24 protein-coding genes and 3 pseudogenes are annotated in these 25,659 nt (G+C 42.6%); 14 read left to right on the top strand and 13 right to left on the bottom strand.

The window, feature by feature from the left end:
* Positions 1 to 514: pseudogene (locus AACQ38_RS23985) on the top strand (MFS transporter); the annotation flags it as partial.
* Positions 515 to 689: 175 nt separating this feature from the next.
* On the opposite strand, the gene AACQ38_RS01880 reads toward AACQ38_RS23985, so the two are convergent.
* On the bottom strand, positions 690 to 983 hold the full coding sequence (locus AACQ38_RS01880) for a hypothetical protein (protein WP_165577276.1): 294 nt from the start codon (positions 981 to 983) through the stop codon (positions 690 to 692).
* Between AACQ38_RS01880 and bioH the strand changes: the two genes are divergently transcribed.
* From bioH to AACQ38_RS01865, 3 genes are read left to right on the top strand one after another with little or no spacing between them, the layout of a single operon-like run.
* Complete coding sequence (bioH, locus tag AACQ38_RS01875; protein ID WP_165577275.1) at positions 983 to 1,768, top strand: pimeloyl-ACP methyl ester esterase BioH; 786 nt, start codon at positions 983 to 985, stop codon at positions 1,766 to 1,768. The genes AACQ38_RS01880 and bioH overlap by 1 nt on opposite strands.
* 49 nt (positions 1,769 to 1,817) lie before the next feature.
* Positions 1,818 to 2,177, top strand: coding sequence for a type II toxin-antitoxin system RelE/ParE family toxin (locus AACQ38_RS01870; RefSeq protein ID WP_165577274.1), 360 nt, complete (start codon positions 1,818 to 1,820; stop codon positions 2,175 to 2,177).
* Complete coding sequence (locus tag AACQ38_RS01865; RefSeq protein ID WP_165577273.1) at positions 2,170 to 2,502, top strand: helix-turn-helix domain-containing protein; 333 nt, start codon at positions 2,170 to 2,172, stop codon at positions 2,500 to 2,502. The genes AACQ38_RS01870 and AACQ38_RS01865 overlap by 8 nt, the downstream gene beginning before the upstream one ends.
* A 122-nt stretch (positions 2,503 to 2,624) precedes the next feature.
* Here AACQ38_RS01865 and AACQ38_RS01860 read toward each other — a convergent pair whose 3' ends face one another.
* The 6 genes from AACQ38_RS01860 to greB form a co-directional block, all read right to left on the bottom strand.
* Positions 2,625 to 2,864 (bottom strand): FeoC-like transcriptional regulator, encoded by a 240-nt coding sequence (locus AACQ38_RS01860; protein WP_165577272.1) that lies wholly within the window; start codon positions 2,862 to 2,864, stop codon positions 2,625 to 2,627.
* Between the two features lie 9 nt (positions 2,865 to 2,873).
* Entirely contained in the window at positions 2,874 to 5,186 is a 2,313-nt protein-coding gene (feoB, locus tag AACQ38_RS01855) for a Fe(2+) transporter permease subunit FeoB (protein WP_113049811.1), read from the bottom strand.
* Positions 5,187 to 5,238: 52 nt separating this feature from the next.
* Complete coding sequence (gene feoA / locus AACQ38_RS01850) at positions 5,239 to 5,472, bottom strand: ferrous iron transporter A (protein WP_011144609.1); 234 nt, start codon at positions 5,470 to 5,472, stop codon at positions 5,239 to 5,241.
* Entirely contained in the window at positions 5,450 to 5,647 is a 198-nt protein-coding gene (locus tag AACQ38_RS01845; RefSeq protein WP_207631761.1) for a hypothetical protein, read from the bottom strand. The genes feoA and AACQ38_RS01845 overlap by 23 nt, the downstream gene beginning before the upstream one ends.
* 222 nt (positions 5,648 to 5,869) lie before the next feature.
* Positions 5,870 to 8,200: a Tex family protein gene (locus tag AACQ38_RS01840; protein ID WP_165577270.1), complete on the bottom strand. Its 2,331-nt coding sequence runs from the start codon at positions 8,198 to 8,200 to the stop codon at positions 5,870 to 5,872.
* A 422-nt stretch (positions 8,201 to 8,622) separates the two neighbouring features.
* Entirely contained in the window at positions 8,623 to 9,096 is a 474-nt protein-coding gene (gene greB / locus AACQ38_RS01835; protein WP_011144611.1) for a transcription elongation factor GreB, read from the bottom strand.
* A gap of 1,039 nt (positions 9,097 to 10,135) precedes the next feature.
* On the opposite strand from greB, the gene ompR reads away from it, so the two are divergent.
* From ompR to AACQ38_RS01785, 10 genes are all read left to right on the top strand, one after another.
* Positions 10,136 to 10,855, top strand: a complete 720-nt coding sequence (gene ompR / locus AACQ38_RS01830) for an osmolarity response regulator transcription factor OmpR (RefSeq protein ID WP_011144612.1) — start codon at positions 10,136 to 10,138, stop codon at positions 10,853 to 10,855.
* Positions 10,852 to 12,183 carry a two-component system sensor histidine kinase EnvZ gene (gene envZ / locus AACQ38_RS01825; protein ID WP_165577269.1) on the top strand — a complete coding sequence of 444 codons (1,332 nt, stop codon included), beginning with the start codon at positions 10,852 to 10,854 and terminating at the stop codon, positions 12,181 to 12,183. Before ompR ends, envZ begins: the two co-directional genes overlap by 4 nt.
* Before the next feature lie 339 nt (positions 12,184 to 12,522).
* Positions 12,523 to 13,563, top strand: a complete 1,041-nt coding sequence (gene pstS, locus AACQ38_RS01820; protein ID WP_165577268.1) for a phosphate ABC transporter substrate-binding protein PstS — start codon at positions 12,523 to 12,525, stop codon at positions 13,561 to 13,563.
* 115 nt (positions 13,564 to 13,678) lie between these two features.
* A complete protein-coding gene (gene pstC / locus AACQ38_RS01815; protein WP_113025658.1) occupies positions 13,679 to 14,635 on the top strand; it encodes a phosphate ABC transporter permease PstC in 957 nt (318 codons plus the stop codon).
* Position 14,636: 1 nt separating this feature from the next.
* Entirely contained in the window at positions 14,637 to 15,521 is an 885-nt protein-coding gene (gene pstA / locus AACQ38_RS01810) for a phosphate ABC transporter permease PstA (RefSeq protein WP_011144616.1), read from the top strand.
* A gap of 26 nt (positions 15,522 to 15,547) precedes the next feature.
* Positions 15,548 to 16,324, top strand: coding sequence for a phosphate ABC transporter ATP-binding protein PstB (gene pstB, locus AACQ38_RS01805; protein ID WP_109791257.1), 777 nt, complete (start codon positions 15,548 to 15,550; stop codon positions 16,322 to 16,324).
* 14 nt (positions 16,325 to 16,338) lie between these two features.
* Positions 16,339 to 17,058, top strand: coding sequence for a phosphate signaling complex protein PhoU (gene phoU / locus AACQ38_RS01800; protein WP_011144618.1), 720 nt, complete (start codon positions 16,339 to 16,341; stop codon positions 17,056 to 17,058).
* Between the two features lie 168 nt (positions 17,059 to 17,226).
* Positions 17,227 to 18,063, top strand: a complete 837-nt coding sequence (locus AACQ38_RS01795) for an ABC transporter substrate-binding protein (RefSeq protein WP_011144619.1) — start codon at positions 17,227 to 17,229, stop codon at positions 18,061 to 18,063.
* 81 nt (positions 18,064 to 18,144) lie between these two features.
* Entirely contained in the window at positions 18,145 to 18,882 is a 738-nt protein-coding gene (locus tag AACQ38_RS01790; protein WP_011144620.1) for an amino acid ABC transporter permease, read from the top strand.
* A gap of 1 nt (position 18,883) precedes the next feature.
* Entirely contained in the window at positions 18,884 to 19,627 is a 744-nt protein-coding gene (locus AACQ38_RS01785; RefSeq protein WP_011144621.1) for an amino acid ABC transporter permease, read from the top strand.
* A 404-nt stretch (positions 19,628 to 20,031) separates the two neighbouring features.
* Here the strand turns inward: AACQ38_RS01785 and cdiI are convergent, their stop codons facing one another.
* From cdiI to AACQ38_RS01760, 6 genes and pseudogenes are all read right to left on the bottom strand, one after another.
* Positions 20,032 to 20,376 (bottom strand): ribonuclease toxin immunity protein CdiI, encoded by a 345-nt coding sequence (gene cdiI, locus AACQ38_RS01780; protein WP_165577267.1) that lies wholly within the window; start codon positions 20,374 to 20,376, stop codon positions 20,032 to 20,034.
* The gene (locus AACQ38_RS01775; RefSeq protein ID WP_324251597.1) at positions 20,373 to 20,792 is read right to left on the bottom strand and encodes a CdiA family toxin C-terminal domain-containing protein; all 420 of its coding nucleotides are present in this window, start codon (positions 20,790 to 20,792) and stop codon (positions 20,373 to 20,375) included. The genes cdiI and AACQ38_RS01775 overlap by 4 nt, the downstream gene beginning before the upstream one ends.
* Before the next feature lie 63 nt (positions 20,793 to 20,855).
* Positions 20,856 to 21,398: a macro domain-containing protein gene (locus AACQ38_RS01770; RefSeq protein ID WP_165577266.1), complete on the bottom strand. Its 543-nt coding sequence runs from the start codon at positions 21,396 to 21,398 to the stop codon at positions 20,856 to 20,858.
* The gene (locus AACQ38_RS01765; protein ID WP_165577265.1) at positions 21,388 to 21,675 is read right to left on the bottom strand and encodes a hypothetical protein; all 288 of its coding nucleotides are present in this window, start codon (positions 21,673 to 21,675) and stop codon (positions 21,388 to 21,390) included. Before AACQ38_RS01765 ends, AACQ38_RS01770 begins: the two co-directional genes overlap by 11 nt.
* Positions 21,676 to 21,684: 9 nt before the next feature.
* Positions 21,685 to 21,987, bottom strand: a pseudogene (locus AACQ38_RS23980) (TreTu family toxin); the annotation flags it as partial.
* 522 nt (positions 21,988 to 22,509) lie between these two features.
* Positions 22,510 to 25,659 (bottom strand): annotated as a pseudogene (locus tag AACQ38_RS01760) (DUF637 domain-containing protein); the annotation flags it as partial.

The raw sequence follows: 25,659 nt of genomic DNA, 5'->3' as shown, positions 1-25,659 counted from the left end.
ATATGGTAGTACCATTAGCTACTTATCTCAATATTTAATTGTTTCTACAAATAAGGAGTTTTCATATACAGCTATTGCTGCAATGATGGTAACAAATGCTATGGTTGTTATAGGATTTCAATATCATGTTGGAAAGTATATTAAAGATGGTTATATCGGAAGATGGCTGACGGGAGGAGTAATTTTTTTTATCCTCGGTATTTTGGGTTTTATCTATTCTGAACAGAACTTGATTTATTGGATAATTGCAATATTTTCTTTCTCGTTGGGAGAGATCATTTTTATCCCCGTCCTTTACGCGCTTACTGACAGTATAGCACCTGAGGGGTTAAGGGGGCATTACTTCGCAATACAAAACCTAGGCAGTTTGGGTGCAGCTGTCAGTCCTGTTCTGATGGGATATTTAATTTCATATTATAAATCCCCTGATATTTTTCTCATTCTTATCGTCGCAATTTCCTTTTCTTATTTTATACTTCTAGTTGTAAAGCGTGCCTATATAAAACAATGGTAATTATTTTTCATTTTACACTTTCTTTGACTTAAATCTTTTAATCTATTCTCTAGTGATATTTATAGCGACGGATCAGGCCGCTCAATGGTGGGCAATAGTCGGTAATCGCTATACCCGTTATCTTTCAAGTTGCCTCTTTGTTGGCTGCACTCGCTCACCCCGGTCACATAGTTACCTATGCTCCTAGGGATTCTCTCCCTTGCCGTCGCGATCCATCTTGAAATCCATAGGGTATATCATATTCTCCCATAGAGGCGGTTTTTTGAGGCAGCGCCCACAAGGCAGTGAAGGGAGTTCCGAGGGTAGTGCACAGCACGGGCACATGTTTGTCAAACGTTTCAGCCGCTTGTTGCAAAAGCTGCATACTCCATGATGTGGAAACCAAAGAGGCTGATGGCATAGCCAACAGTACCCAACCATTGTTAGCATAGACTTCTTCCTTGATGGCAAATAAAGTTGAGAATAACAATGGCTGATCTGTTTTGGCAGACTTCTGATGAAGGTTCGCGTGATCTTGTGTTGCTGCACGGATGGGGGCTGAATGTGGAAGTTTGGCGTTCCATTGAAATGCGATGTGCTCCGCATTTTCGTTTGCATCTGGTGGATTTGCCGGGTTATGGCCGTAGCCAGAAATATGGCCCGATGAATCTTGCTGACATGGCGGATGAAGTCTGGCGATATGCGCCTGAAAATGCGCTATGGCTAGGTTGGTCGTTGGGAGGTCTGGTTGCCAGTCGGATAGCGCTTGACCATCAGGATAAAGTTGCCGGATTAATTACCGTGGCTTCTTCACCACATTTCAGCGCAGAAAGTGACTGGCCGGGGATTAAGCCGGAAGTTTTGCACGATTTCGAACATCAGCTTAGTAAAGATTTCCAGCGCACAGTTGAGCGTTTTCTTGCTTTACAGACATTAGGTACTGACAGCGCTCGTCAAGATGCGCGATTACTGAAATCTGTTGTGCTGGCGCAGCCGATGCCTTCTGTTGAAGTGCTGCATGTTGGTTTGGAAATTTTGCGTACCGAAGATTTAAGGCAGCCTTTGGCTGAGCTTGCCATACCGTTCTTGCGGATTTACGGTTATCTGGATGGGTTGGTGCCAAGAAAAATTATCAACATTCTTGATGAAAAATGGCCGCGTTCAGTTTCAGCCATGATGCGCCATGCCGCTCATGCGCCTTTTATTTCTCATCCGGATGAGCTTGTTGGATTGTTGACTGAATTTGCTAGTAGAGAAGCATTGCAAGGTCGATGAGATAACAGATTTTTATTGGCGTGATTTGGAAAGGTAAAGCGTTCGCCGCATGAATGCTGTTGGTACGCATAATTTTTTGAGTGATTTTATTGGGAGTATATCTGCGCTCAAGGAGCTTTCTAAGCTACCTGTTGGTCTCAAAGTTTCAATGATTGAAGCCATTGAAGAATTGGAAGCTGCTGGAACAGATTTAAAAGAGCCTAAAGTCAGAGACATTGGAAACGGGCTTAAGGAGTTAAGAGTGAGCGCTTCTGAGGGTATTGCGAGGGGATTTTTCTTTTTTGCAGTTGGACAGCAGTTTTATGTTGTTCATATACTGCAAAAGAAAACCCAAAAAACGCCGAAGAAATCGCTCGATCTGGCAAACCAACGAATGCAAGAAGTTAAACGGAGTCTTAAAAATGTCTGATAATGATAATGATAATGATAATGATAATGATAATGATAATGATATTATCCCGTTTTCTGGAGCCAAAACGCTTCTCTTAGAAGATGCCGCGACTCTGGAAGCATATAACGATATCCAGATCCGTAAGGCGTTGATGAAACAGCTGAAAGATGCACGTAAAGCGTTACATCTTACTCAACAAGATGTTGCTCAGAAGATTGGCACTCAGAAGCAAAATATTAGTCGTATGGAAAATGGTAAAAGTGTGCCAAATCTGGATACTTTAAGCCGCTATGCTGCCGCGCTTGGAGGAAGATTTGTTTTCCAAATGCCTGTAAGTCAATAGATTGTATGTGTTTAGTTATGGCTTATGACTCTTTGGACCAACAGATTGTTGATAAGCCCCCCTTTAAAAGAGGGGAGTTGTCTCAGATTAACTATATATGATTAGCCATTCTATAATATGGCTCAGTATCTCCCAGCGATCCGATAAACCACCGTGTCACATTGCTGTACTTCCGGGCACTGTTTGCAACTGCCACTCAGGCAGGCAGTTGCATTGAGCTTTTCTAGTTTGCCCATTACGGTGAGTTGTTCAAGCATCGCTTCTACCATCGATAATGAAGCAGAAAGCTGGTGGCTTAACAACTTAGCATCTGCTCGCCCATTCAGAGCGACGGCATCCCTTACTTGTAATAGGCTAATCATTTTCAATTCCTAGTGACAGTTTCCACTGGAGCAGTGGCAGCTATTTCCCGGGTTGCTGATTAACTTCATCGTCACACGGCTGCGTGCCCGCCGCAGGAAGCAGAATACCAGCGCGTTAAATAGAACGACGGTCAAAATGATGATCAGGCTGCTTTGTGGATGCTGTGAGAAAGTTACCACCTGGTAGAACAGGGCTGAAATTGAATAAGCTACGTTCAATCCCCACAGAATGGAGAATGTCATCCAGCCACGGCTGGTTTCACGAGCGATCGCGCCCATCACCGAGACACAAGGCACATATAACAGAACAAAGATCAGGTAACTGTAAGCTGAAATAGCGGAGCCAAATTTGGCACTCATTGTTCCCATAGAGCTACTATCCATTTCACCGTCACCTTTACTGGCTTCGATTGGGTTGGTCAGCACGCTCAGAGTGAATGTCTCTTTCAAACTATCCCAAGTTTCACCAACTGCATCTTTCAGCTCAGCAAACAGGTTGAACTCATCTGCGTTAAACGGTTCATTAGCAATGTTTTCTGCGGTATACAGAGTATTTAATGTTCCAACTACCACTTCTTTTGCCATAGCACCAGTTATCAAACCAACAGTTGCTTGCCAGTTATCTGAGTGAACGCCAATTGGCTGTAATACTGGCGTAATAATCTTGCTAACCGAAGCCAGAGCGGATTGGTTGATGCTATCCACTGTCTTACCAGAGAATGAGAAGCTGTTGAGTGCACCAATAAACATACTGGCGATAACGATTACTTTACCGGCACGGATAACAAAACCTTTCAGGCGTTGCCATGTTTGCAGAAGCAAGGTTTTTAGATGTGGAATATGGTAAACCGGGAGTTCCATAACGAAGGGTGAAGCTTCGCCACGCATAATGGTGTATTTCAACATCAGGCCAGTCAGAATAGCGACGACAATGCCCAATATATAAAGGGAAAAAACAATGGTTGCCCCGTTTTTGCCAAAGAATGCGGCGGTAAATACGGCAAAGATGGCTAATCGTGCACCGCAAGACATAAAGGGTGCCATCATAATCGTGATTAAGCGTTCACGCGGCGCATCTAGCGTTCTCGCCCCCATAATGGATGGGACGTTGCAACCGAAGCCAACGATCAACGGGACAAACGATTTACCCGGTAGTCCTAAAACTTGCATCAGACGATCCATGACAAACGCAGCCCGCGCCATATAACCGGAGTCCTCAAGAAAAGAGAGGAATAAATACATCATGCCGATTTGTGGTACTAGCGGCAAAACCGTGTTGATACCCCCACCGAGACCTTGTGCGAGGAAAATCGTCAGCCATTCTGGAAAACTTAAGGTATGACCAAGCCATTGAACCCCATGAATGAAAATAGCAACAGAACCACTGTCAAAGATAGGTTGTAGCGCACCACCGATATTAATTGCCAGCACGAACATTAAATACATAACCGCCAGGAAAATAGGTACACCTAACCAACGATTGAGGATAATTCTGTCAATTGCCTGAGTGAGTTTGTTTGGCATGGCTTTTTGGGTATCAATCACGGCCATGCACAATGTATTGATGCTTTGATAGCGCGCATCGGCAATCACCAGTTCAGGCTCTTCATGTTGCTGTTGTTGCAAACGTTCTTTGGATTTAATCAGCATTGAGGTAGCAAGGCCGGAACGTTCCAGGCTGTAAATATCCCCTTCAAGCATCTGAAGCGCTAGCCAGCGGCGTTGTTGAGCATGAAAATTGTCTGAAATTACACCAGATAACGTCTCAACTTCTTGCAACAGGCAATCAGGGTAGTGAATCAGTGACTGCCCGAAATTCTGCTTATGGTGGTCAATTGCCCGTTTCAGCTCATTCACTCCAGTTGCACGAGTCGAAACCATTGGAATGACTGGACAGCCGAGGCGTTGTTCCAGTTCGGCAATATCAATTTGGATATGCTGACTGTCAGCAATATCCAACATATTGAGTGCAACGATGCATGGAATGCCTAATTCCAACAGTTGTAACGTCAGATAGAGATTTCGTTCAAGGTTAGCAGCATCTACGACGTTAATCAGCATGTCAGCATCACCGCTCAGAATGTAGTGGCAAGCTATCTGCTCATCCAGTGATGTTTGTTCGGAAATCGTGGTCAGAGAGTAAGTTCCCGGTAGGTCAACTAACTCAATTTTATGGTCCGCAGTGGTAAAACGGCCAACTTTTCGTTCTACCGTAACGCCAGCCCAGTTGCCTACACGTTGGCGAGCGCCAGTAAGCTGGTTAAATAATGTCGTTTTGCCGGCATTGGGGTTGCCAATTAAGCCAATGGTCAGTGCTTTCATGTTGTTGGTGCCAAATTAGATTAGGAGTAACCGTTTCGTTGCTTGCAACGGATTATGCGTTGCATTGAACGCTGTCTAATGTGAGAAATTCCAAGTCTTTTTTTCTCAGAATTAGGCTGACTCTGCGAGTCTCAATTTGTATCGGATCACCAAAAGGCGCTAAGCGGATAACATGAAAAGAAGAACCGGGTAACATACCTAATGACAGCAATTTTTGTCGGTAAGCCGGGCTGATCTTCGGCGAAAAACCAATGATCTTGTAACTATGGTCTGGAAGAAGTTGCATATGACCTTCCGGGATATGTGATAAGTAAGATATACCCGTTATCTTTCAAGTTGCCTCTTTGTTGGCTGCACTCACTCACCCCGGTCACATAGTTACCTATGCTCCCGGGGATTCGCTCCCTTGCCGTCGCGATGCATCTTGAAATCCGTAGGGTATAATATCGAAAATGAGTCATACTCATTATTATGAAGTATGATTTGCATCCAATTCATAATAATTGCAAATGAGAATAATAACCAACATTAATTTCAATGTTAATCCTATTTTCATTTTTGGTGTTAATTTAATCACTTAGTCACTCAGAGTTGATATGAATCTGTGAGTTTGGATTCTTTCTGGCAGGAACTATGAGACGTGCACTGCCGAAGCAGTGCATCTGTTTACAGTGATAGGAATCTTAACGTTTTTTTCCAAATGCAGCAGCTAGTGCATCACTCATCGCACTGTTGCCGGCTGAGGTAGAAGAACCGGAAGTATTACGGTTCCTGTTATTTTGTTCAGGGCGGCGGTCAGTTTGTGGATTGTTATTGTTACTGCGGCGTGAGTGGGTTTCTCCCGGTTGCTCATCAAGACGCATGGTCAGAGCAATGCGCTTGCGGTTCAGATCAACTTCCAACACTTTTACTTTAACGATATCACCCGCTTTTACTACGGTGTGAGGATCTTCTACAAAGCGATTGGACAGCGAAGAGATATGAACTAAACCATCTTGATGAACGCCGATATCGACAAATGCGCCAAAGTTAGTCACGTTAGTGACCGCACCTTCCAGCACCATTCCCGGATGCAGATCATTCATGGTTTCTACACCTTCCGCGAAAGTCGCGGTTTTAAACTCTGGGCGTGGATCTCGGCCAGGTTTTTCCAGCTCTTTCAAAATATCGGTAACGGTTGGAACACCAAATCGCTCGGTGGTGAAGTCCTGAGGTTGTAATCCACGTAATGAAATAGGGTTACCCATCAATTCTTGGAGTTTCTGCTCAGTGGCCGCCAGAATTTTTTCCACTACCGGATAAGCTTCTGGATGAACGGTCGACGCATCCAGCGGGTTATCACCGTGATTAATCCGTAAGAATCCGGCACATTGTTCAAAAGCCTTTGGCCCAAGACGATTGACTTTCAGTAATTGTGCACGGTTATTGAAACGGCCATTCTCATCACGCCAGTTGATGATATTCTGGGCAATCATACGGGTCAACCCGGCAACTCTGGTTAGCAGTGGAACAGAAGCGGTATTGAGATCTACGCCGACAGCGTTTACGCAATCCTCAACGACTGCATCCAATTTTTTGGCAAGCTGACTCTGACTGACGTCATGTTGATACTGACCGACACCGATGGATTTCGGATCGATTTTCACCAATTCGGCCAGTGGATCTTGCAAGCGACGGGCGATAGAGACTGCTCCACGGAGTGAAACGTCCAGATCAGGAAATTCTTGTGCCGCCAGCTCAGAGGCAGAATAAACAGATGCTCCTGCCTCACTGACAATCACTTTTTGGGCTTTTATCTCTGGGAACTGTGTTTGCACATCCGCGAAGAAACGTTCTGTTTCACGGGAAGCCGTTCCGTTACCGATGGCGACCAGTTCCACTTGATGTTTGAGGCACAATGCTGCCACGCTTGCAGCAGCTTTAGCCGTTTGCCCGGTGTGTGGATAGATGGTGTCTGTGGCAATCAGTTTGCCGGTTGCATCGATAACAGCTACTTTGACACCGGTACGTAGACCGGGATCGAGCCCCATTGTTGCGCGCATACCCGCTGGCGCGGCCATCAATAGATCTTGCAGGTTACGGGCGAATACTTTGATGGCTTCATCTTCCGCTTTCTCTCGCAAGGTACTCATCAATTCAGTTTCAAGATGCAGCAATACCTTAACGCGCCAGGTCCAGTTTACTACGGTTTTACGCCAGTTATCTGCCGGTGCATTATTCAGGCGCAGATGAAGATGCTGCGTAATAATCTGTTCGCAATAGCTCTCTTTTGGTGATTCATCAAACTGGGGATCAGCATTTAGCGAAAGTTGCAGTATGCTCTCATTACGACCACGGAACATAGCTAATGCGCGGTGAGAAGGGACTTGTGCGATAGGTTCATGATGATCAAAATAGTCGCGGAATTTAGCGCCTTCTTCCTCTTTTCCGGCAACGACTTTAGCGACCAAATGGGCATTCTTCCACAGATAGTCACGTACTTTCGCCAATAACGCGGCATCTTCGGCAAAACGTTCCATTAGGATATAACGTGCGCCATCCAGCGCGGCTTTGGTATCAGCCACACCTTTATCGGTATCAACAAAGGTAGTGGCAACCTGCTCTGGTTCTTGCTGTGGATCTTGCCACAAGGAATCCGCTAGTGGTTCAAGACCGGCTTCAATAGCGATTTGTCCACGGGTACGACGCTTCGGTTTATATGGCAGATAAAGATCTTCCAGCTCTGTTTTGCTCTGGGTGCCATTAATGGCTTCGGTCAGTTCTGGGGTTAGCTTACCTTGCTCGTCAATGGATTTAAGAATGGTTTGGCGGCGGTCCGACAGTTCGCGTAGATAACTAAGGCGGGTCTCAAGTTGGCGAAGTTGGGTGTCATCCAGACCGCCGGTGACCTCTTTACGATATCGTGCAATAAAAGGGACAGTATTCCCTTCATCAAGCAGGCTAATCGCAGAAAGTACCTGTTGTGGCTGCGCCTGTAGCTCACTTGCAATAATTTGGCTCAGAGATTCATTCATGTTGCATTTTCTTCTGGTGGATAAGCTTTAAATATTCATAAAGCCCTCTTTATACGTTCTGAGAGAAATAATTTCCAGTTTACGTCTAATCTTATTTTGACGAGTTACGCTATAGCAACCGCGATTGAACTCAAATGTGAAAAGTTGTCGCTGGAACCCTAAGTGGGTTACCGGATTTGCTATGAGCTGTTTCCGAATATCAGAATTAAACTAAAAGGATAGCTAGAATAGGAAAAACTTGAGTTTCATCGCATTATTCCAGAAGCAGGTAACTAATTAATTACAAATCTACTTTTGATTTTCGTTAAAAATGGAGGAATTACTTAAAAAATTTATTTAATAGAATACGAACATGTTTACTTCCAGATTAACAATGTTGCACTTAATTATGTGAATCTACCCATTTTAAATTTTTTAATGGGCTATTTCGTATATTCGATCTCGTTCACGTACCACAACACTTTTCCTGTTGGTGTATGAACGATTGCACTGTCTCCAACTTCTTTCTTCAATAAAGCCCGGGCCATTGGAGAATCGATGGATATGTAGTCTTTGCGACCAAAAATTTCGTCGTACCCGACAATACGGAAGCGTTTAATCTCACCTTGATCATTTTCGATCTCTACCCATGCACCGAAGAACACTCGTCCATCTTGTTGAGGGGAGTAATCAACACACCGCAATTCTTCTAAGCTTTTGGTTAGATATCGGACTCTGCGATCAATCTCCCGTAGCCTCTTCTTGTTATATTGATAATCTGCGTTTTCACTCCGGTCACCGAGGCTTGCTGCCCAAGTCACTTTTTTAGTCACTTCTGGACGCTCTTCACGCCAGAGATAATCCAGTTCTTCCTTTAATTTGTTGTAGCCTTCACGGGTTATCAGTTTAGTTTTCATTTTATCGTGATGTAGATACCGTAGTTAATCTCATAAGTGTATACCCGTTATCTTTCAAGTTGCCTCTTTGTTGGCTGCACTCGCTCACCTCGGTCACATAGTTTGCTATGCTCCCGGGGATTCTCTCCCTTGCCGTCGCGATGCAACTTGAAATCCATAGGGTATATAAAACAGTCCATTTTGGTCGATGTCAAATTAAGACTCGGTTTTTAGTCATTAATCAATAAAGCCCGGCGGTTTTGCAAGATTAACGTATTAGTGACATTCAGGTCGTCGTTGGTTGAATAAATTTATCACTGTTGATGGATTCGGCTGCGTGACAAGCGAATACGATACGCTCCCACTGAGGTGAGTACGGATTTAAAACGAGAGATAAACGGTTAACAGACGGTTTCGAGTTAGCATTATCGGTAACAAGATTGCTTTACCTGTCTGCTCATTATGATATTTGGCTCTAATATTTATAACGTTCATCATATAATTTATGGTTCTGTGTACTGAATAGTATGTATGCTGTGAATCTTGCTGGTGATGAAACAGGCTGTTAAGGTTTAAGTGAAGAAAAAACAAGCGAAATTGTTTACTATAGTCAGGAAAGGTGACGAAAATTCGACCGTCGCGTGATTTCTTGTTCAAACGTTGGTGAGCTGAACATTATCGATCCAGATCCTCGTTAGTAAGGGAAAACCGTGGCGGAGGTAAGCAGATAATATGCAGCAAAGGGCATTTTTCGTTTAGTCTGCCTGATGAATTTAATCCCGCTAATAAATAGATTTCTATCGATTTGCCGGTCACCAGGGTGCTAATTGATGGATTGGTGGATGGCAAAATAACGGTAGAAATTCGATAGTTGACAGTGAATTACTGCGTTCTCATTGTCAGTAATAAACCACTAAATTAATCATTCGAATTAATAACCGTGGAAATAAGTCCTATTAGGAATAGTCTCAAAATACAGATATCTGGTTTCTATCTTTGGGTTAATCTCTTTCAAAATGATAAATTTATCAAAGCATGTAGTGTTTTTTGGAGTTTGATAATGCAAGTAGATAACAAGATCCTTGTGGTGGATGATGACATGCGTTTACGAACGTTATTAGAGCGTTATCTGACAGAACAAGGTTTTCAGGTACGTAGTGCTGCTAATGCGGAGCAGATGGACCGCTTACTGACACGGGAATCTGTTAGCTTAATCGTATTGGATTTAATGTTACCAGGAGAGGATGGGCTTTCTGTTTGCCAAAGGCTGAGAAACCAAAGTAATCCGGTACCGATTATTATGGTGACCGCGAGGGGAGAAGAGGTAGATCGTATTGTTGGGCTGGAAATTGGTGCTGATGATTATATTCCGAAGCCATTTAATCCCCGTGAGCTATTAGCGCGTATCCGGGCGGTATTACGTCGTCAGGCGAATAAGTTATTGGGCCTACCGGCTGAGGATGATGCGATTATTAATTTTGGTAAGTTTAGCCTCAATTTGAGTACGCGGGAAATGTTTCAGGGAGATGAACATATTCAATTAACCAGTGGAGAATTTGCTGTATTGAAAGTACTGGTTTCTTATCCTGGCGTGCCACTGTCCCGTAATAAGTTGATGAATTTAGCGCGTGGCCGGGAATATAGCACGATGAAGCGATCGATTGATGTCTTGGTTTCACGTCTGCGCCGTGTGATTGAAGAAGATCCTACACATCCTCGCTATATCCAGACTATCTGGGGTCTGGGCTATGTCTTTGTGCCAGACGGAATTCGTGTATGAGATTATTGCGATTCTCCCCTCGCAGCACGTTTACCCATACTTTATTCCTGATTATGGCTATGCTGTTTATCAGTCTGGTAACCAGCTACTTGGTTGTTGTGAATTTCGTTATTATGCCAAGTTTGCAGCAGTTCAATAAGGTATTAGCGTATGAAGTTCGTACCCTAATGGCTGAAAAATTGAAGTTAGAGGATGGCTCTTTTCTGGTGATATCGCCGGTAGTTCGCCGGGAGATTTATCAGGAATTGGGTATTACGCTCTATTCTGAATCTGATGCGGAGATACAAGGTTTATGTTGGGCCAGACGTTATGATTTCCTGAGTGAGAAGATGGGCGAGTACCTTGGTGGCAAGGCTGATCTTCGTCTGGAAATAAACACAGATAGCCCTATACTTTGGCTTAACTCTTATTTGGCCCCCGATATTTGGGTCAGGGTTCCTTTGACTGAGATCGAACAAAATCAATTCTCTCCTATTTTCCGCTATACACTGGCAATTCTATTACTGGTATTTGGTTGTATCTGGCTTTATATCCGTTTTCAGAACCGGCCTTTACTGGAAATGGAGTATGCCGCCAGGCAAACAGGTAAAGGGATTATGATGCCGGCGGTGCCGGAAGCGGGCTCTTTGGAAGTTCGTGCAGCCATTCGCGCATTTAACCAAATGTCCGCCGGGATAAAACTATTGGAAAGTGACCGCACGATATTAATTGCCGGCGTAAGCCATGATTTGCGTACGCCGCTGACACGTATTCGACTGGCAACAGAAATGATGAGCAAGGAAGATACTTATCTGTCTGAATCTATCAATAAAGATATTGAAGAGTGTAACGCCATTATTGAGCAATTCATTGACTATCTCCGTACCGGGCAGGAAATGCCAATGGAGTTTTGTGAACTGAATTCTATTCTCAAAGAGGTTATTTCCGCCGAGAATGGCTATGAACAGGATATTGAAAACCATCTGTCTCTTCACCCAATAACCGTTAACGCCAATCCGATTTCTATTAAACGGGCATTGGCTAATCTGTTGGTTAATGCCAATCGTTATGGTAACGGCTGGATTAAAGTGAGTAGTGGTCAGACAAATAAATTTGCTTGGTTTCAGGTAGAAGATAATGGAGCCGGCATCAAACAGGAAGATTTGCCACGGTTATTTCAGCCATTTGTTCGTGGCGAAAGAGCGCGCAGCAGCAGTGGAACAGGGTTAGGTCTGGCGATTGTTCAGCGAATTATTGATGCTCATGATGGGAAAATTGAAATGGGCACCAGCCTCAGAGGGGGATTATCTATCCGTGCCTGTATTCCTGTTGTGGAAGATAATTTTTAACGGCTTGATAATCATCTCCTATATTTGATTTTTATGGTGTGTGGAGATGACAGTTTTATGTCAATCACAGGTTAAGTGCCTATTGCGCTATCATAAAAATGTCATAATTAAGACATTTTGCTGTAATTAAATTGACCTATTTTCCCTCTTGCACCTTTTTTGATTTGACGAATATACCCTATGGATTTCAAGATGCATCGCGACGGCAAGGGAGAGAATCCCCGGGAGCATAGCAAACTATGTGACCGGGGTGAGCGAGTGCAGCCAACAAAGAGGCCACTTGAAGGATAACGGGTATACATTTCTTTGTTGATTCTCAATATCCCATTAGGAGGGATTATGAAACTGATGCGTACCACCGTAACCGGCATAATGGCAGCGGCGTTTTCTTTGACAACCCTGCCTGTATTTGCTGCCACTAGTTTAACCGGGGCAGGTGCGACATTTCCCGCACCGGTGTATGCCAAGTGGGCGGATTCTTATCAAAAAGAGACAGGTAATAAAGTCAATTATCAAGGCATCGGTTCTTCCGGTGGCGTTAAACAAATTCTGGCAAATACCGTTGATTTCGGGGCTTCCGATGCCCCTTTATCTGATGAAAAGTTAGCTGCTGATGGCTTGTTTCAATTCCCGACCGTCATCGGTGGGGTGGTACTGGCGGTTAATATCCCGGGGATTAAATCTGATGAATTGACATTGGATGGTAAAACTTTAGGCGATATTTACTTAGGTAAAGTGAAAAAGTGGGATGATCCAGCAATTACTCAATTGAATCCGGGAGTCAAACTGCCGGAACAAGATATTGCTGTGATACGTCGTGCTGACGGTTCCGGTACCTCCTTTGTATTTACTCGCTACCTCTCTAAAGTGAATAAAGCGTGGCAAGAAAAAGTTGGCGTGGGTTCCACCGTAAGCTGGCCTATTGGTTTGGGTGGTAAAGGTAATGATGGGATTGCCGCATTTGTTCAACGTCTGACGGGTTCCATTGGTTATGTTGAATATGCTTACGCTAAACAGAATCATCTGGCTTATACCAAATTGGTATCTGCTAATGGCAACATTGTTAGCCCGACAGAAGAGAGTTTCAGTGCCGCAGCGAAGAAAGCAGAATGGCATAAAACGTTTGCTCAGGATTTGACAAACCAGCAAGGTGAAAATGTGTGGCCGATGACTTCCACTACATTTGTTCTGGTTCATCAACAGCAAAAAGATGCAGTGAAAGGGGCAGAAATATTGAAATTCTTTGACTGGGCTTATGAGAAAGGCAGTAAACAGGCAAACGATCTGGATTATGCAACTCTGCCTAAAGAGGTGATTGAGCAAGTTCGTGCGGCTTGGAAAACCCAGATAAAAGATAGCAATGGCAAGGCCCTGTATTAAGTCGTGTTGATAGTGATTGTTTTAAATATCGATTATTTTAAATATCGATTAAATTTGTCGTTTTAATTTCTCCCCCGTTTAAGGGGGGAGTTAACCCCGAATGAGAATAAGCTCTATGGCCGAACAAAAAACGGCAATGAAAGCACCCAGTAAAAATGGCGATATTATTTTCAGCGCACTGGTTAGGCTAGCTGCGCTGATAACTTTATTTTTGTTAGGAGGCATCATTATCTCGCTGATTATTGCCTCCTGGCCTAGTATTCAGCAGTTCGGCATCTCTTTCCTCTGGCAGAAAACGTGGGATGCCCCGGCAGAGCAATTTGGGGCCTTGATACCGATTTACGGTACATTGGTTACTTCGCTAATTGCGCTGATTATCGCAGTGCCTGTTAGTTTTGGGATTGCTTTGTTTCTAACAGAACTGGCACCTAACTGGCTGAAACGTCCGCTCGGTATCGCCATTGAGTTACTGGCCGCTATCCCAAGTATTGTGTATGGCATGTGGGGGTTGTTTGTTTTTGCGCCGCTATTTGCCACCTATTTCCAGCAGCCCGCCGGCAATCTCCTCGCCAGTATGCCGATTGTGGGCGAATTGTTCTCCGGCCCTGCCTTTGGTATCGGTATTCTGGCGGCGGGTGTTATTCTCGCTATCATGATTATCCCTTATATCACTTCGGTGATGCGTGACGTTTTCGAACAAACACCGGTGATGATGAAAGAATCGGCTTATGGTATCGGTTGTACCACTTGGGAGGTTATCTGGCATATCGTGTTGCCTTACACCCGAAATGGCGTGATTGGTGGTGTCATGTTGGGCCTTGGTCGTGCGTTGGGGGAAACGATGGCGGTGACTTTTATCATCGGTAACACCTACCAGCTCGATAGTTTCTCACTGTTTATGCCGGGTAACAGCATCACTTCTGCGCTAGCGAACGAATTCGCGGAAGCAGAATCTGGCTTGCATACCGCAGCATTGATGGAGCTTGGTCTGATTCTATTTGTGATCACCTTTATTGTGCTGGCGTTATCAAAATTGATGATTATGCGCTTGGCGAAGAATGAGGGGCACTGATATGGCAACGATAGACAGACAAAAGCCTATTGATGCTAATGTACGTAGCTGTAAACAGGCATGGCGCCGTCAAAAAAATCGCATCGCTCTGCTGTTATCAATGGCGACCATGTTGTTTGGTCTGTTTTGGTTGGTGTGGATTCTGTTTTCTACCGTCACCAAAGGTTTCGACGGCATGTCACTGGCGTTGTTCACCGAAATGACACCGCCACCGAATACGGAAGGTGGTGGTTTGGCAAATGCCATTGTGGGCAGTGGATTACTGATCCTGTGGGCGACGGTTATCGGTACGCCTCTGGGGATCATGGCGGGTATCTATTTGGCGGAATATGGCCGCCGGTCATGGCTGGCAGAGGTGATCCGCTTTATAAACGATATCTTGCTGTCAGCCCCTTCTATTGTTGTCGGTTTATTTGTTTACATGGTCGTTGTGACAAAAATGCAGCATTTTTCCGGTTGGGCGGGGGTGATTGCTTTGGCGTTGTTACAGGTGCCGATTGTGATCAGGACCACAGAAAACATGTTAAAACTGGTTCCTGATAGCCTGCGCGAAGCCGCTTATGCCTTAGGTACACCGAAATGGAAGATGATTTCAGCCATCACGCTGAAAGCATCGGTATCCGGCATTATCACCGGTGTGCTGCTGGCGATTGCTCGAATTGCTGGGGAAACAGCGCCATTGCTGTTCACCTCTCTTTCCAATCAGTTCTGGAGTACTGACCTGAGCCAGCCAATTGCTAACTTACCGGTCACCATCTTTAAATTTGCTATGAGTCCATTCTCCGAATGGCAGCAACTGGCGTGGGCCGGCGTATTATTGATCACCCTGTGTGTATTGCTGATTAACATTGTGGCGCGTGTGCTGTTTGCCAAGAAAAAGCACTGACCGATATTTTCAACAGAGAGAAGTAAATGAACATAGTTAATGATATCGCTAGCAGCAAAATTCAGGTCCACAATCTGAACTTTTACTATGGCAAATTTCACGCGCTGAAAAACATAACGTTGAATATTGCAAAGAATAAAGTAACTGCTTTTATCGGTCCGTCGGGTTGCGGTAAGTCTACGTTACTACGAACTTTCAACAAAATGTATGAACTGTATGGTGAACAGCGGGCGGAAGGTAAAATTCTGCTGGATGGTAAGAATATCCTGACTGATAAACAGGATGTGGCGTTGCTACGAGCCAACGTTGGCATGGTATTCCAAAAACCAACGCCATTTCCAATGTCTATTTACGACAATATCGCGTTTGGTGTCCGTCTGTTTGAAAAACTCTCCAGAGCAGAAATGGATGAACGTGTTCAGTGGGCTTTGACGAAAGCGGCTTTATGGAATGAAACCCGGGATAAGCTGTATCAGAGCGGATACAGTCTATCTGGTGGGCAACAACAACGTTTGTGTATTGCGCGTGGCATTGCGATCCGGCCAGAAGTTTTGCTATTGGATGAACCTTGCTCAGCCCTTGACCCGATTTCTACCGGTCGAATTGAAGAGTTGATCAGCGAATTGAAATCTGAATATACCGTGGTGATTGTGACTCATAATATGCAGCAGGCGGCGCGTTGTTCAGACCACACTGCGTTTATGTACCTTGGTGAATTAATTGAATTCAGTGATACAGACACATTGTTTACCACACCGAAAATGAAACAAACTGAAGACTATATTACCGGTCGTTATGGTTGATTATGGGGCGTAACATGGACAATCTGAATCTCAACAAACATATTTCTGGTCAGTTTAACGCTGAGCTGGCACATGTCCGTACTGAACTGATGGCAATGGGTGGGCTGGTGGAGGAACAACTCTCTAAAGCCATTACCGCGATGCATAATCAGGATGCTGCATTGGCGCGTGAAGTGATTGAGGATGACCATAAGGTCAATATGATGGAAGTGGCTATTGATGAGGCGTGTGTTCGCATCATAGCTAAGCGTCAGCCAACGGCCAGTGATCTGCGGCTGATTATGTCAATTTCGAAAACAATTGCTGAACTGGAAAGAATTGGTGATGTCGCAAATAAAATTTGCCAGACGGCACTTGAGAAATTCTCACATCAGCATCAACCCCTGTTGGTTAGCTTGGAATCCCTTGGCCGCCATACCATCCAGATGCTGCATGATGTGTTAGATGCCTTTGCCCGCATGGATCTGGAAGAAGCGATTCGTATCTATCACGAAGATAAAAAGGTGGATAAAGAGTATGAAGGCATTGTCCGCCAGTTGATGACTTATATGATGGAAGATCCTCGAACCATCCCCAGTGTACTGACCGTCCTGCTTTGTGCCCGTTCTATCGAACGCATTGGCGATCGTTGTCAAAACATCTGTGAATTCATTTTCTACTATGTTAAAGGGCAGGATTTCCGGCATGTAGGTGGTGATGAACTGGAAAAGCTGTTGACAAAAGATAACGAATAGCTCGCTGACCACTTGGTCAATAGTCTGAATGCTGGTATTTTTACCGGCATTTTTTTTATCTTATAATTGCTGATAGTTATAAATATAGTTATTTATATTATTTCATGCACTATAGTGAAATTGATAGCTTGTGATTAATAAAGAATTAATTGTTGTCAGGAGAGTTTAATGAAATCTCGCGTTGTTATTACGGCGTTATTGGCCGGGTTAACACTGGTTACTGGTGCTGCGAAGGCGGATAAGCTGGATGATATTAAAAAAACCGGTGCCGTGCGGATCGCTGTTTTCGACAGTAATCCTCCGTTTGGTTTTATTGACCCGCAAACCAAAAAACTGGCAGGTTATGATGTAGATATCGCAAACGCGATTGCCAATGACTTGGGTGTTAAATTGGAGCTGCGCCCGACTAACCCAGCAAACCGTTTACCTCTGTTGGCATCAAAGAAAGTTGACTTGATTGCCGCCAACTTTACCGTCACTCATGAGCGTGCTAAACAAGTTGATTTTTCAATCCCTTACTTTGCTACTGGGCAAAAATTTATTGCCCGTAAAGGTATTTTAAAATCGCCCGAAGACATTAAAAACTTACGTATTGGTGCTGATAAAGGCACAGTACAGGAAATTACGCTGCGCGAGCATTACCCGACAGCCAAAGTGATCTCTTATGACGACACACCTCTGGCCTTTGCTGCGCTACGTAACGGCAATGTGCAAGCCATCACGCAGGATGATGCTAAGTTAGTCGGTCTGTTGGCTAATGTACCGGAAGCCCAAAAAGCTGAATTTGAGATCTCTCCTTTTAGCATCACCCGTGAATATCAGGCAGTCGCTGCGGCGAAAGGACAAGAGCGCTTGGTTGAGGCGGTGAACCAAACTTTGCTGAAATTGGAAAAAGAGGGTGAAGCAGCGGAAATTTATAACCGTTGGTTTGGCCCGGAAACCAAATCGGCTCAACCGAGAGGTGACTTTAAGTTTGCGCCTTTGGAGCAGCAAACTCAGTCTTAATGAGTAGTAAGTTATTGATAATTTTAGCCTCGCCTTTTGTTGCGGGGCTTTGTCATTGGTAATACCTGGTAATAGTAAGATATGTTTGAATTATTTGTTACAGAACAGTTACTTGCTCCCCAATATTTGGGATGGCTTTGGCAAGGTTTCCTGATTACATTGTGGATATCCGCTTGTACCGTTATCGCTTCCACCTTGCTAGGGTTTGTACTGGCTGCTGCTCGTGACAGCCAATTGAAAATTCTCCGTTGGCTGGTAACCGCTTACACCACGTTATTTCGCAATACGCCTTTGCTGGTGCAACTGTTTTTCTGGTATTTCGCCTCAGGGCAGATACTGCCGCAAGAGGTGATGTTTTGGCTGAATACACCCCATGAAATCAATCTGTTAGGTCTATCATTGGCCTGGCCTTCATTCGAATTTTTGGCTGGATTTATTGGTTTGACTCTCTATTCAGCGCCATTCGTGGCGGAAGAGCTACGCGCCGGTATTCAGGGTATAGGGCGCGGGCAAAAATATGCAGCTCATGCACTGGGACTCACTGGCTGGCAAGCAATGCGTTATGTGGTATTGCCACAAGCGTTGAAAATCGCAACGCCGCCATTGCTAGGGCAATATATGAATATTGTGAAAAACTCGTCACTGACAATGGCAATTGGCGTGGCTGAGTTGTCATATGCTTCCCGTCAAGTAGAAACCGAAACATTAAAAACGTTTGAAGCATTCGGTGTTGCAACGGTGTTGTATATCGCCACCATTGCCGTCATGGAAGGTTGGGGACAATGGCGTCAACAACAAGCTATAACGAGAGGACATTAGAATGGATTTTTCGGTCATTGCAGAAAACTGGCGCTATCTACTGTTAGGTACATTTCCTGATGGTCCTCTTGAAGGAGCGGCGTTAACATTGGTTATTAGCCTGATAGCCGGGACGATTTCTATTGTGTTGGGTACGGTTGCTGGTATTGCTTTGGCAATGCTGAAAGGATTTTGGGTTAACCTGTTAGCTGCGGTATTGGGCTTTTTCCGTGCAATTCCAGTCATTATGCTGATTTTCTGGACTTACTTCCTGTTGCCGGTGATGCTGGGTATGGAAATTCCAGAAATTACCACGGTGGTTTGCGCTCTGGCGTTGATCACATCGGCTTATTTGGCTCATGGGGTAAAAGCGGGGATTATTGCGATTGGAGCCGGTCAGTGGCAAGCAGGGCTATCATTAGGTTTTAACCGTTGGCAGGTACTTTGGTACATTGTATTGCCACAAGCGTTGCGTATGATGGTGCCTTCCTTTATTAATCAGTGGATTGCGCTGATAAAAGATACCTCTCTGGCTTATATTGTTGGCGTGGCGGAATTATCATTTCTGGCAACTCAGGTTAATAACCGCAGCATGGTTTACCCGACAGAAGTCTTTTTATTTGTCGCGTTAATTTATTTCGTGATGTGTTTGGCATTGGAATTGACAGCAAACTATCTTGTTCGCCGATTTACTCTACAGCGTAGGAAAATATCGTTTTTCCGTTTCTGGCGGAAAGAAAAATTAGTTTTGGCTCCCCAATATTAATTTTTCTCTTTACTTAATTATCTCTATCTAAGGCATAATCTCTCTATTTTAACGATAGGGGGATTTTTAATTTTAATTAGCAACTTTATGAGAATAAGGAAAGAATATTAAAATAACAGAATAAATAATCTTTTTAGATAATATGATGGTAATTAGCCTTTAAAATAAGTAAAATATTACGATAACTCTGATCTTTCTTCTGACTTGATATACTTATATTCTCTGTCTTCTGTTCTCCGTCCTCTGTCTGTTATACGAAAGATCGAAAATTTCGCAATTTTTTGGAACAGATAACTCATGAATATGTCGATTCCCGGCCCTGAAAACACTCAGGGCTTGCTTGAATGTGTGTTTAATCAACCGACTGAGAAAGATCCTAGCATTCAATGCTAGGATCTTTCTGATTAAGGAAGTCGAGCAAGTAAGGATTTTACTTGCTCTGTATCTTCTGGATGTAATTGAAGATATTTCTCACAGGCTAGTTTTACATACTCAAAGCAAGTAGATTCGGGAACTATGATTTCACCTTCCCATACTCCGAACATTACTCCTTCGAAATGATATTCAGGATCATCTAAGTTTGGGAAAGTACAATAGGTTTCATTAACTCCACACCCGTCCTTGTTTAGAACAAGTGGTAAAGCCCATAGAAATTCACCTTGGGAATATACAGAATTAAAAAACTCCTTCATAACCCACTTAGAATCATTATCATAATCTATTTTTTTGAAAAGACGTTTATTACTCATTGTGTCACCGGGAAAAAGTTAGTAACTGTACCTGTTTTTTGATCTAAATAAACTTGAAACTTCACACCACCTGCGGTTGATTCATATTCTCGTAAACCTTGAGAAACTGCATTTTTATAACCATTAGAAACAGCCTGCTGTCCGAGGTCTAACATTTTTTGGTCGGAAAAAACGTTTGGATTATATACTGTTTTCTTGAATATTTGGTTTTTGTGGCCAATAACATTTCCGGTTCTATCTTTTGCTGGTATTTGATACTCAATTTGCGTAATGCCTTTAACACTGCTTGGTGTCTGGCTAACAATTTTAATTCCATTTTTAGATGCCGCTTGATTGAAAGCATTAACATTATGTGTACCACTTATCCCTTTTTTAGATATTCCATCAAATGCGGCTAAGTGATTTTTCTGGTTAATATTAAAATGAATTCCTTCTAGGTAAGTAGTCGTTCCCTTTTTAGAAAGGGAACGACAAGAAATTTAAAATTTATTTTTGTAAGACTTATTGTTCATCAAATCAATATATATATCATAATTATCTTTCTCATAACATATAATATTGATTTTGGAAATATGAGGAACCTTATTTAAATATGAAGAAATTGTATCTAAAGCAATTTTAGCCGCCAGCTCTTTAGGGAATTTATAGGTTCCAGTACTAATGTTGGGAAAAGAAAGTCTTTTGACATTGTAGATCTTAGATAATTCCAAACAACTTAAATAAGATTTTTCTAATAATGAAAATTCATTATTATTACCGCCATTCCAACGTGGACCTACAGTATGGATCACGTATTTAGCGGGCAAATTACCCGCGCTTGTAATGACTGCTTCACCAACTTTACAGCTACCCTGTTTAGCTCTAATTTTTTGACATTCTTCTAAAATAATTTTTCCACCTACTCTATGTATTGCTCCATCAACTCCACCACCACCAAGTAAAGATGTATTAGCTGCATTAATGATAGCATCAACAGCAACTTTTGTTATGTCACCTAATATAATTTCCACTTTATTTTTCATTTAGTAATATCCTTAAAAACACCTCTACTCCAGTTTTGCAAGATTGTTTTTCTTCGGGTGAATATATGACATTCATTACCTGCCTATCTAAAATACAATCATATATGTCTATACTTAGCCAACCCTTAGACCATATATCAATAGTCCCTAGTTTTCCACAGCCCTCAAATTCAATTCGCTCAAGATTACCAAATTCACCATCAACAAAAAATGAATATTCAAAAGAATAATTTCTTAAAAGAGGTTTTATATTTTTATCAAAGTCATGTATGTTCATTTAATATCCTCATTTTATATCAACAATGGTAATATTCTTAATTTCAGGTAATTGTTGGCCGCTTTGTTTATTCAGTAAAAATTGTTGTGATTTACTTGCATCAGGACCAATCATTTTAAACCATCCATCTTTACCACCTTTTAAAAGACTGTTTGCTGGTACATCAAATTCAACATAAACTGAACCCTTTGGTGCTGTACCTTTAAAATCAGATGCTCCATTAGTGGATATAAAAGTTTGCCCACCACCTCCTTGAACAATTTTCCCACTGCTTTGCATTTGTGCTAATTCATCATGTGACATCCATCTACCAACTCTAGTCATGTTCACTTCATTAACAACTTTTGTTTCCCCTAGTTTTAATGAAGAGTGGACGTTATTTGTACTAACAATTGTTCCTTTTCTAGCTTCAGATTTCCCCTCTGTACCGTTATTCGGCTGATAAGGCTGTTTATTCTTCCCAACAATCGAAGCAACCGAAGCTTTACCGCCGATGGCACCACCAATACCGGCAGATTCTACCGCCTCTTTGGCTATCAGTGCACCTTTTTCCCAAGCTGGCAACGAGTTATACAACAGCCCTAAATCGTTCTGGTTTTCTGTCGTCACAAACTGACTGATACGATGGGAATCTTCTTCTGATAAGCCAAACATCCATCTCAGACCACTGATGGCATCCGCTGTTTTTATTCCTCCTTCCATTTCAGCCTGATAGGTCAGTGTGCATAACCCACCGTTCCCGGCACAGTGAGACAACATTTCTGCCCGTTGTGTAGCGCTCAGTTTGTTGTATTTGTTCCAGATTGCTTCGGTAGGCGTTCCTTGCTTATTGGCTTCCTGGAGTTCTCTGACCAGATTGTAGGCATTCATGGAGTTCAGGTGGTTAAAGAGAATAACAATTTCCCCGGCATTAGCTCCACTGTTAGCCCCTTTGGCGCTGTTGGTCGCAATGGCCCCTGCGACGCTGCCAATGATTTTGCCACCTGCCTGAATTTTCATTGGATCATTGAATGTTTTATCCAATGTTATCGCGGCCAGTTCTGCGGCTAATGCTCCAGCCGCCGCCCCTTTGGCATCACCGCCGCCAATTTCCGCAGCAAGAGCAGAAACCGCCGCATGGCTGATAGCTTTTCCGGGTAAATCTAACACCTGACCGTTAGCCCCAATCAACCCGGCGCCTTCGGCGTTAATCTGGCTGCCAATATTGGCAAGTAATGCGGTAGTAAAATTGTCCTTAAAACTACCGCCATTGATGGCTGTACCAAGGCTGGAACTGATAATGGATTGACCCGCTACCCGTTGAGCCACTTTGCTCCAGTCGCCATGGCTCAGTTTAGGTAATGTCGCTTTTGCCGGGTCAATTTGAGCGCCATTGGCGGCTTTATCCCATCCCATGACGTTATCAAAACCTGCCAGTGCGCCACCAAGCGCCATTGAGGTAATGGTTGATTTAACGGTATCGCTGCTTCCCATATCCTTAAGGGTTTTCGATAGGTTTCCTTTATTATTAATAAGCTTAACTGCTGCCGTAGAAGCCAGAGATGAGATACCCGCAGAAACTGCGCCGTATGTGGCGGTATTCACTGTTGCTGCTGTTGCAGCACTGGCTCCGGCTGCGGTAGCAGCACCACTGGCTGCACCCGCGGCACCATTGGCAGCCGCTACAGTTACCCCGGCCCCAGCCGTGACTACAGCAACGGTGATAGCGATAACAGCAGAAACGACAGGATTTAAATGCTGGCTCTTATGATCCCAATTCTCATAAGCATCCTGAACTTCATTCCAGCTTACATCTTGACGTTGGCTTAACTGTTTTAACCAGGCTGTTTCAGAAGTGTTACCAAGAGCAGCCAATACCGCCTGTAAGGATTGTCCTTTCTGTGTTTTGATATCAGCACTGATTCCATTTGCGGCCTCAATCGTTAATTTTCCACCAATGTGAACTGAAGGCAGCACCCATGTTTCTGCACGATGACCACTATCTCTGTTCTTAATGAAAAATCCTTTAGACTGGCTAATGGTTTGTTCAAAAGAACTGTCTTTAACTGCTTTAAAGTTTATTTTTCCATGTGTACTGGTCAGTCTGGCATTTTTATTTGTTTCAATTTTGCTGGCTTCATAAGTACTGTCATCTCGGCTGAGTAAATTAATATCTCCATCAGCAATAAATTCAGTCACTTTATTGGTGACTGAATGGTGCGTGGTAGTTGAAGTCTTCTTTTTACCATACCACTTACGTTTAGTACTGGAGGTGGTATATTCAGTCACATCTTCTTGTGCTTGTGCATAAAGATAACCCCCTTTAGCAGCAATATCTATTACACCTTTAGCTAAAAGTTTAGTTGCTTGAAATAAAAGACCTTCTCCGGTAAGAATGGTTAAATTCTTACCGCTATCTAGTCTGACTTCTTTATGTGTAATAGATGATCTGGAGTTCGTGTTTTCAGTATCTACTGCGGATTTAAGGTATGTGTACCCACCAGAAGTGAGGGTCATATCACCTTTAGAAATTAAACTTGAACCTTCTAACTTTATATTATCATTAGCTATTAAAGTTAATTCATTCCCTGCATTAACAGAAGTAATTTGGCTTATTCTTCCTTCTTTTATCATAGCGCCTACATTATAATAAGCAACAGATAAATTTAGATCTCCACCAGAATTCATCAATATATTTTCTGTTGCATTCAATGCAGAGTTGGTGACATTCAAATCTTTCCCCGTCGATATAGAGATACTATTAGCGGTAATAGGAACTCCCCATAATTTAGAGTCTTGAGTAGAGTTCAATATAACCTCTTTTCCTGCGGTGAGTTTTACATCACCAATATCTAGATTTATACCACCATTAATGGATATGGACTCGGATGAGTCTATACTGGTTTTACTTGTGTTTATTTTAATATCTCTGGCAGCAGTTAAAGTCGTGTTCTTATTTTTTGTGAAATAATTGACAAAATTTAAATTTAAGTTTGTTCCTGAATGAAATGTTAAATCTCCTGAGGCGTTTATTATATTACTTCGATCATCAATCTCCGGTCCAAAACTAATTTTTGTAGATTTATAGGCGGATATTCCTGAATTTTTGCTTATTAATGAAACATTATGTCCTTTTAATACCGTTGATAAAACATTAATGGCAGAGGGAAATAATAGTTTATCAAAAAATTCATATGGTGCTTTATAATAGGTTGAAAGTATAGATAAATCACCTGATTTAGATATGATTTTAGAATCGGTAAGTTCGACAAAGTTAGCATCTGATGAGATAATGTTGATATCTTTTTCAGCATTTAATCGTGCTGATTTTAATGTAAATCCATTTGCATTTAATATAAGATTATTTTTAACTTTGATATCATCAGTTTCTGAATTTAATAAATTTAATGTTTTTTCTTTCCAGCCAGGCGTATTCAACTCATTTTCATTAATAAGTTCCTTATTTGACGTAATTTTAACTTCGCCAAGAAAATCAATAACTAAATTCCTTCCAGAAGATAGCATTGTCTTATTTGTGAATGAGTCAATTTTTGTTTCATTAGAAGGATTATTTCGAAGAAGATTCCAATCTTGCTGTTTTATATCTGCGTTATTTCTATCTAATACATGTATTTCTCTGTCGTTTTCCTGCCTATTTCTGTATTTATAGTATGGATTATTAAATACAGGATGTGAACTATTTATTATAAAATGTGGATAAGTATTTCCATTATATAGATTTTCAGTATTTATAAATTTAGTGCTTGTAAAATGACTTCCGGTCAAAAATACATCGCCTTTTCCCTGTATTTCACTGTTTATATTTAATAAACTATCACTATTTATATATAAATTTCCTCCGGAGGAAATCAAACTGCTATCATAATTTTCTATAAAGAACCAATTTCTCATGTCACTGAGATCATCAACATTACTAAAGTCAAGAAAATCGTTTTTTTCAGGTTTAATATTAGAAAGGAGATAAAGATCTCTTATATTGAGCAT

The organism is Photorhabdus sp. RW14-46 (assembly GCF_963887965.1).
GTDB lineage: Bacteria > Pseudomonadota > Gammaproteobacteria > Enterobacterales > Enterobacteriaceae > Photorhabdus > Photorhabdus laumondii.
Note: the sequence above shows the minus strand (reverse complement) of the source record. Positions and strands in the feature narration are given on the sequence as shown.

Coding starts and splice junctions, on each gene's coding strand:
- AACQ38_RS01770 (WP_165577266.1), bottom strand. CDS start 21,398: ATGAAAAATAAAGTGGAAATTATATTAGGTGACATAACAAAAGTTGCT.
- feoA (WP_011144609.1), bottom strand. CDS start 5,472: ATGCAACTTCTTCCAGACCATAGTTACAAGATCATTGGTTTTTCGCCG.
- AACQ38_RS01790 (WP_011144620.1), top strand. CDS start 18,145: ATGTTTGAATTATTTGTTACAGAACAGTTACTTGCTCCCCAATATTTG.
- pstC (WP_113025658.1), top strand. CDS start 13,679: ATGGCCGAACAAAAAACGGCAATGAAAGCACCCAGTAAAAATGGCGAT.
- AACQ38_RS01865 (WP_165577273.1), top strand. CDS start 2,170: ATGTCTGATAATGATAATGATAATGATAATGATAATGATAATGATAAT.
- AACQ38_RS01785 (WP_011144621.1), top strand. CDS start 18,884: ATGGATTTTTCGGTCATTGCAGAAAACTGGCGCTATCTACTGTTAGGT.
- AACQ38_RS01840 (WP_165577270.1), bottom strand. CDS start 8,200: ATGAATGAATCTCTGAGCCAAATTATTGCAAGTGAGCTACAGGCGCAG.
- pstS (WP_165577268.1), top strand. CDS start 12,523: ATGAAACTGATGCGTACCACCGTAACCGGCATAATGGCAGCGGCGTTT.
- pstB (WP_109791257.1), top strand. CDS start 15,548: ATGAACATAGTTAATGATATCGCTAGCAGCAAAATTCAGGTCCACAAT.
- envZ (WP_165577269.1), top strand. CDS start 10,852: ATGAGATTATTGCGATTCTCCCCTCGCAGCACGTTTACCCATACTTTA.
- AACQ38_RS01795 (WP_011144619.1), top strand. CDS start 17,227: ATGAAATCTCGCGTTGTTATTACGGCGTTATTGGCCGGGTTAACACTG.
- bioH (WP_165577275.1), top strand. CDS start 983: ATGGCTGATCTGTTTTGGCAGACTTCTGATGAAGGTTCGCGTGATCTT.
- greB (WP_011144611.1), bottom strand. CDS start 9,096: ATGAAAACTAAACTGATAACCCGTGAAGGCTACAACAAATTAAAGGAA.
- cdiI (WP_165577267.1), bottom strand. CDS start 20,376: ATGAGTAATAAACGTCTTTTCAAAAAAATAGATTATGATAATGATTCT.
- ompR (WP_011144612.1), top strand. CDS start 10,136: ATGCAAGTAGATAACAAGATCCTTGTGGTGGATGATGACATGCGTTTA.
- AACQ38_RS01870 (WP_165577274.1), top strand. CDS start 1,818: ATGAATGCTGTTGGTACGCATAATTTTTTGAGTGATTTTATTGGGAGT.
- pstA (WP_011144616.1), top strand. CDS start 14,637: ATGGCAACGATAGACAGACAAAAGCCTATTGATGCTAATGTACGTAGC.
- phoU (WP_011144618.1), top strand. CDS start 16,339: ATGGACAATCTGAATCTCAACAAACATATTTCTGGTCAGTTTAACGCT.
- feoB (WP_113049811.1), bottom strand. CDS start 5,186: ATGAAAGCACTGACCATTGGCTTAATTGGCAACCCCAATGCCGGCAAA.
- AACQ38_RS01765 (WP_165577265.1), bottom strand. CDS start 21,675: ATGAACATACATGACTTTGATAAAAATATAAAACCTCTTTTAAGAAAT.
- AACQ38_RS01845 (WP_207631761.1), bottom strand. CDS start 5,647: ATGACTCATTTTCGATATTATACCCTACGGATTTCAAGATGCATCGCG.
- AACQ38_RS01860 (WP_165577272.1), bottom strand. CDS start 2,864: ATGATTAGCCTATTACAAGTAAGGGATGCCGTCGCTCTGAATGGGCGA.